The organism is Candidatus Poribacteria bacterium, assembly GCA_028820845.1.
GTDB lineage: Bacteria > Poribacteria > WGA-4E > WGA-4E > WGA-3G > WGA-3G.
Genome location: JAPPII010000084.1, coordinates 1 through 4,884, shown reverse-complemented (window position 1 = coordinate 4,884; position 4,884 = coordinate 1). Strand labels below are relative to the sequence as shown.

At 47.2% G+C, this 4,884-nt stretch carries 6 protein-coding genes; 2 read left to right on the top strand and 4 right to left on the bottom strand.

The features are described 5' to 3' along the window. Nucleotides 1–117: 117 nt before the first annotated feature. A complete protein-coding gene (locus tag OXN25_16565; protein MDE0426466.1) occupies nt 118–768 on the bottom strand; it encodes a hypothetical protein in 651 nt (216 codons plus the stop codon). An 89-nt stretch (nt 769–857) separates the two neighbouring features. Between OXN25_16565 and OXN25_16560 the strand changes: the two genes are divergently transcribed. Beyond that, nucleotides 858–1,043, top strand: coding sequence for a hypothetical protein (locus OXN25_16560; protein MDE0426465.1), 186 nt, complete (start codon nt 858–860; stop codon nt 1,041–1,043). Between the two features lie 6 nt (nt 1,044–1,049). Then, nucleotides 1,050–1,265 carry a hypothetical protein gene (locus tag OXN25_16555; protein ID MDE0426464.1) on the top strand — a complete coding sequence of 72 codons (216 nt, stop codon included), beginning with the start codon at nt 1,050–1,052 and terminating at the stop codon, nt 1,263–1,265. 37 nt (nt 1,266–1,302) lie between these two features. Here the strand turns inward: OXN25_16555 and OXN25_16550 are convergent, their stop codons facing one another. From OXN25_16550 to OXN25_16540, 3 genes are all read right to left on the bottom strand, one after another. Then, nucleotides 1,303–2,388, bottom strand: a complete 1,086-nt coding sequence (locus OXN25_16550) for an endonuclease/exonuclease/phosphatase family protein (GenBank protein ID MDE0426463.1) — start codon at nt 2,386–2,388, stop codon at nt 1,303–1,305. A 133-nt stretch (nt 2,389–2,521) separates the two neighbouring features. Beyond that, entirely contained in the window at nt 2,522–3,010 is a 489-nt protein-coding gene (locus OXN25_16545) for a hypothetical protein (protein MDE0426462.1), read from the bottom strand. Nucleotides 3,011–3,195: 185 nt separating this feature from the next. Then, the gene (locus OXN25_16540) at nt 3,196–4,692 is read right to left on the bottom strand and encodes a DUF5050 domain-containing protein (protein MDE0426461.1); all 1,497 of its coding nucleotides are present in this window, start codon (nt 4,690–4,692) and stop codon (nt 3,196–3,198) included. Nucleotides 4,693–4,884 lie beyond the last annotated feature (192 nt).

Below are 4,884 nucleotides of genomic sequence, written 5' to 3'. Positions count from 1 at the left end.
TATCAGGTTCAAAATACAGAGAATAAAGTAAATCAGAGCTAAAACAAATGCCATCGGTTCCTTCCTTTCTAAAAAAACAGGGCAATGCGCTGGGAAAGCACATCGCCCTGTTGTAGCTCACTGCTTCTGCTGTATTGGTCTTGACGCGACACGCACTTCCAATTCACGGAGATGCTTTTTGTTTGCCTCGTTTGGAAACAACGTCGCAACTGCGCGCACGTACTCAAGTGCCTGTTTCTCTCCAACAGATCGCTTGTTGTGTGAAAGTTTCATATAATCAATGAAAAGATCGACTTCAGGGACATCACCGAACCGTTTTACCAATCCTTTTTGCATGAACTGAAGCTGCTCACTTTTGGAAAGACTGTGAAAATCTACACCTGATCGCGAGGGTTCACAGACTTCACCACAGGGACCTACAACAGTTTCCGTGGTGGGAGTTTCTTCATTGTGTCCCACTGTTTCAGCAGTAGTGGGCACTTGAATATCAACCTCCGGGGAAGTAACGATAGGTTTTATATCTTCTGATTCTCTCACAAAAGAATCTTCAAATGTAAGTGCGTCATGAGACGCTAAACCTTCATCGGATACCTCCGTTTCAGGTGGGTTCTTGCTATCAACAATAGCGGGCATTTCCTGTTGCGTTTCAGACATCACAATAGTTTCCGAGAGATTTGACTCAAACTTTTTTATGCTATGGTTGAGATAGAACGTCCACGCAACAGCTAAAACGATAAGGATCCCTGCTGTATAAACAACAACTCTCATTTGTTTCACCCCCTTCATTGGCTAAGGATTGGCAATAACATTATACCAAGTATCATACTCTACGGAATTGTGCTGAAGAGATCCGCTGTGTGACATTATTCCTTCTGATTGACCGACGTAGACCACGTCGTATGCGATTTCTCTCACCAAATCAAAAGAAACAGGAAACCGCCAGACTTGCTGGGGTTATTGTCTCCTTTGTCGGTGCTATGCTTGTTATGAGCGGTTACAACACTGAAGATTTATTTCTCGTCGGCGCGCTGCTGCTGATATGATATGGTATGTCATGGTTTATCTACAGGACGAATCCGGAGAAAACTACGCATTGGATACAGCAATTGTGGTATTTCGTACTCTTTTTGGTATTCTCTGTTCTCTGTGGCATTCTCGCAGCATATCTTCCGGGGTGGACCACCCACGAGATAGCAGGAATTCTGATTAACCTCGCCGTTTTCATCGCTTTTTTGATACTTCTTTTCTGCCGCGTCGGTAAATAACAGTCAGTTTTTTTTCGCCTACCGACGCACTGTGGCTTTACTGAAAAGTTATCTCTGCGACGACCCCTGCGTGATCGGAGGGCCACAGGTTTCGGTTCGGTAATCGGTCCTCGGCTTTATCGCCGACAGTGTGTGTAATCGCCGATACCTCTCCTTGCGGATGACAAAGGAAAATCAGATCAATCCGTTCAGAGAGCGCACTGGTTTCATTTCGGAGGTCAGGGGCGAGACAACAAGTGTTACCATTGCCGTGAGGATCTGCCTGGTAGAGGTCAATATATCCTGCCGTCCGTAGCATTTGGTAAGCCGTGCCATCAGGTGCGGGCGTGTTGAAATCGCCTAACAGGATTATAGGTAAGGTTTCGTCGGCGAGGCTGTTGATGAGTTCCTGTGTTTGTACGATGCGAGCGTCTTCTGAATACGATCCGAGATGTGTATTGACAAACCGGTAAGTGTTTCCATCAACAGTCGCATCAACCCCAACATACCCTCTTTTGACGTCAAGTCCAAGCAGATCCACCCGAAATGCTGCGTCGTAGGTAGCGGCGGTAGCGTCTGCGGTTTCAACGTCGTGGCGGGCGAGGATGACATCATAATCGGTGAGTCGAATATCATCGATACCCGTTTCGGTGAACATTGGCATTTCAACATCGAAATTCTCTACTTTCGCCGCAACTTGATACTGAAGACCTACTGCGTGGATCGCATCTAAGAGGATGTGAAGGTAATCCATCTCGACGTTTTCAGCAAGAACTGTGCCCCCTGAGATCAGGTCGCCGGGGCTTTGACGTCGGACAACCGAGATTTCTTGGAGTCCGATGAGATGGGGGTGATGGGTTTCGATATGCGTGGCGATTGCCACTGCTCGTGCGAGGAAATCCGATGCAATGGCGTTGTGATAGATTTTCGCGACTTCTGTTGGGACTTCGAGCAAGCTGTCTACCGAGAGAAGATCATCTGTGCTGCTGCCGACATAGACGTTATAGGTCATGACGGTCAGCGGTTGTATCGTGTCCACAAGGTCCGTTGTCGGCGGAAATATAACGGTATCCGTTATTTTTTCGCAGCCTTGTGTCGCAAAGAGTGTTGCGACGCAGAAAAGAAGGATTCTTATTTTTGACATAATGACACCTTGAAAACTTTGATGAATCGGTATGAAAATTGCATGAGTATCAATTATACGACTGGACGGGTTTTCTTCACCTGCCACAGAGACTTTCACTCACTTATTTCCTCGGACGAAAATCAGAATTCGCTCATCCGCCGATGCCGCTACATCTCGGATATAGGTCTACGCCGCCCCACCAACTAAATCTCTCCGGGATAATTCTTTCTGTAGTGTTTAAGTGTTCAGCATATTCGGCGTTAACTTTTCCTGCAAATTCTTTTGCAGTCGCTTTATCAACAAAGTCAAACTGATTGTCCACATCGCCTGGCAGTACACCTTTCCTCCTTTTGCCACAATATTCCAAATTATATTCTTTGGCGACTTCGAGTAGCTGATGAAATCGCTCAGAATTGATAGCAGCATTAGACGACGTAAACACTTCGTGTGTTTCTTCTTGGATAATGTCGTCTATCTCAATCGGGAAATGTATAATGGGTTGCTCTACAAGTGATGTGTCTTCCGACACAGGTTCATCCATCAAAACATCCTGCATTACAGGTGTCATCATATTCCGTTGCTGGTCGCACCCCGTTAGGATCGCAAACAAAGCGGAAATCAAAACAACCTTATTGAACATTTTTTTACCCCTTATTGTTATTAGTTCAATCGACTTTTAGATGGTTTGATTTTCCTCGATCGTTCAACATAATTTGAGAACGAGAAGAACCTCCCACCTCGCCAGAAACAAGCAAGATAAAATGACCATTCCTACCGTAGACATCACCTCAGCTAATAATTGCCTTCTTCCTAATAGCAACAGACTTACTTCCGTATCAGGAGTTTCCGCGTGGCAGTGAAATCGCCTGCGGTGAGTGTATAAAAATACACACCACTCGCCACGGATTCACCGACAGCGTTTCTGCCGTCCCAATACGCAGCACGACTCCGACGCTGATACACGCCAGCAGCTTGATGTCCGAGTCCCAACGTCCGCACCACCTGTCCATCAACAGCAGAGATGGTGAGTGTGACATCCGCAGGCGTTGCGAGTTGATAAGGGATCCACGTCTCCGGGTTGAACGGATTGGGGTAATTTGCCAGGAGTGCCGTCTTTACTGAGGACATCTCTGAGCGCGTGAGTGCTTCCAAGACGTGTTCGAGCACGGCGATCCCGCGGACACTGAGCTGCTGATATTTGGCATCACGAATCCACGCTGCCACCTCTTGCGCGGTAAACGGTAGGCGGTTACGCTGCTGCACAAGTGCGGGCGCGGCGGCAGCGGCATCCACGGCTCTGGCAACGACGATGAGATCTTTGATGTCCACCCTGCCATCCTTGTTGACATCTGCCCGTAGATTCACGCCAGCATCCACCGATACGCCGTAATACATCGCAAGTGCGATGATGTCTATATAGGTGATGCTGCTATCCTGATTGACATCCAGATCCCATAGACCCGGTGAGGTCGTGCCGAGGGCGAGACGCACCGGTGCCCGTAAGTCTGTGATGATGTCTATAACGTTTGAGCCATCAAGGTTGGCACGTTGGATTTTACCACTGCCCGCATCCGCCCAGTACATCTTGTCGCCGGCAACATCTAAGATGATACCCGCCGGCTCACGCAATCCTCTGAGAACTATGGCTTGTATGTGTGAGCCATCAAAGTTGGCACGCTGGATGTTCGCAGAGAGCCAGTCTGTATAGTACATCTTGCCATTTGCGACATCTAAGGCGATACCCGCCGGATGCACGTTTGTGATAATGTCTTCAACGTTTGAACCATCAAGGTTGGCACGTTGGATTTTATTCCTCCAGCGGTTCGTCCAGTACATTTTACCACCTGACACATCTAAGGCGATATTCCATACACCGTCGAGTCCCGCGGTGACGAGGTCTTCAACGTTTGAGCCATCGAGGTTGGCACGCCGGATTTTATCGTCTGACTCGAAATGCCATTCCGTCCAGTACATCTTGCTACCTAACACATCTAAGGCAATACTCCTCGGTGCCACGTCTGTGAGGATATCTTCAACGTTTGAGCCATCAACGTCGGCGCGATAGATTAAACCTCTGATGTCGTCTGTATAGTACATCTTGCCACCTAACACATCTAAGGCGATATCTGCTGGATACCCGTCCGTGACGAGGTCTTTGATGTTTGTGCCATCCACATTTGCCCACTGGATTTTACGGGTGTCATCGTCTACATAGTAGATGGACTGGTATGGAACTGTCTCTCCGAGGGTGAGAGGGACGGCAGAAAGTGTAAATAACATTGTCAAAAGAACGGCTAAAAATAAAAGGTGTTGGTTTTTCATCAATATTTTCGGGTTGGAAACCGCATGCTTTGGCGTGCGGTGGAAAACTCGCTCCTTTTTTGCTTGATAGAAGGAAGCCTGTCAAATGTGTGAAAACATATTTTGTATTGTAGACTGTATACATTTTATTTGTCGACAAAAAACGTATAAACGTATAATATGTCATAGGTTTTGAAAAAAGTCAACCGAAAC

What these genes read in the sequence shown, in the direction of transcription:
- OXN25_16565 (MDE0426466.1), bottom strand. Translation starts at nt 768, where the DNA reads ATGAGAGTTGTTGTTTATACAGCAGGGATCCTTATCGTTTTAGCTGTT.
- OXN25_16555 (MDE0426464.1), top strand. Translation starts at nt 1,050, where the DNA reads ATGTCATGGTTTATCTACAGGACGAATCCGGAGAAAACTACGCATTGG.
- OXN25_16550 (MDE0426463.1), bottom strand. Translation starts at nt 2,388, where the DNA reads ATGTCAAAAATAAGAATCCTTCTTTTCTGCGTCGCAACACTCTTTGCG.
- OXN25_16545 (MDE0426462.1), bottom strand. Translation starts at nt 3,010, where the DNA reads ATGTTCAATAAGGTTGTTTTGATTTCCGCTTTGTTTGCGATCCTAACG.
- OXN25_16540 (MDE0426461.1), bottom strand. Translation starts at nt 4,692, where the DNA reads ATGAAAAACCAACACCTTTTATTTTTAGCCGTTCTTTTGACAATGTTA.